This window comes from Pseudomonas sp. EA_65y_Pfl1_P113 (assembly GCF_963970525.1).
Classification (GTDB): Bacteria; Pseudomonadota; Gammaproteobacteria; order Pseudomonadales; family Pseudomonadaceae; genus Aquipseudomonas; species Aquipseudomonas tritici.
Window position 1 is genome coordinate 1 of the sequence record NZ_CAXAQM010000096.1, and the last position, 1253, is coordinate 1253.

Here is a 1253-nt window from a genome sequence, read left to right on the forward strand (position 1 = left end):
TGTAGTGGTCAACTAATTCCGGACACCTCGATAGGTGGTTTCGACGCCATTGCCCGTTCGTAAACGGTCGGTGGCAGATATCCCAGTTTTGAGTGCAGCCGCTCGTTGTTGTAAAACCCAACGATGTACTCAGTGATGTCACGTATTGCTTCGGCGTGGTTAGCGTAATCGCGCCGCCATACCCGCTCCATTTTCAAACTCAGGAAAAAGCGCTCCATCACTGAGTTGTCCCAACAGTTACCTTTACGGCTCATGCTTTGCTGCATGTTATTTCTTGCCAGCAGCGCCCTGTAGCTCGCGCTAGCGTACTGGCTACCGCGATCCGAGTGGGCGATCAGACCCGGTGGCGGTTGACGCTGAGCAACTGCCAGTTGCATTGCACTACACACCAGCTCGGCAGGCATGTTCGGGGCCATGGACCAACCCACGATCTTGCGTGAGAACAAGTCCAGCACCACGGCCAGGTACAGCCAGCCGCTACGGGTCCGGATATAGGTAATGTCCGCCACCCAGGCCTTGTTCACCGCCTCGGGTTCGAATTGGCGATTCAACACATTTTCAGCAATCGGCAGGTCGTGGTTGCTATCGGTCGTATGCACAAACTTGCGCTTCCAGGCCGAACGCAGACCGTTGGCGCGCATCAAGCGACGAATTTTATAAACACCTATTTCTATGCCCTCGGCGCGCAACGCCTTACGCAACGGGCGACTGCCATAGCAGCCGCCACTCGCAGCAAACGACGCCTTGAGTTGCACCGTCACGGGACAAATCGATTCTGGCGCTTCAGCACGCTTGTTGGCCTCGTAGAAACCGGATCGGCTGATACCCAGCAGCCGACAGACATACGCCACCGAATAAGCCTTCTGTTGCAGCTGCCGAACCAAGCGATACGTTACTTCAGCTCGCGGGCAAAGAAGGCGGTGGCTTTTTTTAATACATCGTTATCCATCTTGAGCTGGCGGTTTTCCTGCTCCAGCTGCCGGATGCGCTGTTGCTCAGCCGTCAACGGTTTGCCGATTCCGGCCTCTCCCAGCTGTTCAGCCTCGTACTGCTGTACCCAGCGGCGGACGGCGGTCTCACCAATATTCAAGTCACGACAGACCTGCGGAACGGCCAGTCCCTGGTCCTTGATCATTTTTACGACTTGCAGCTTGAAGCTGTCGTCGAATGTCCTGCGTTTGCCAGTCATGAAAAACTCCTCGATAGATGCATTCTCCACCTATCGAGGTGTCCGGGGAAATTAGACCACTACA

1 protein-coding gene is annotated in these 1253 nt (G+C 55.4%); it reads right to left on the reverse strand.

What is annotated here, in order from left to right; all coding sequences use genetic code 11:
• Positions 1 to 8: 8 nt before the first annotated feature.
• Positions 9 to 1189 (reverse strand): IS3 family transposase gene (locus AACY52_RS28420; protein WP_370467934.1). Its coding sequence is split into 2 segments (ribosomal slippage): positions 9 to 922 and positions 922 to 1189, totalling 1182 coding nucleotides; the frame shifts between segments, so codons are not numbered across the junction.
• Between the last annotated feature and the right edge of the window lie 64 nt (positions 1190 to 1253).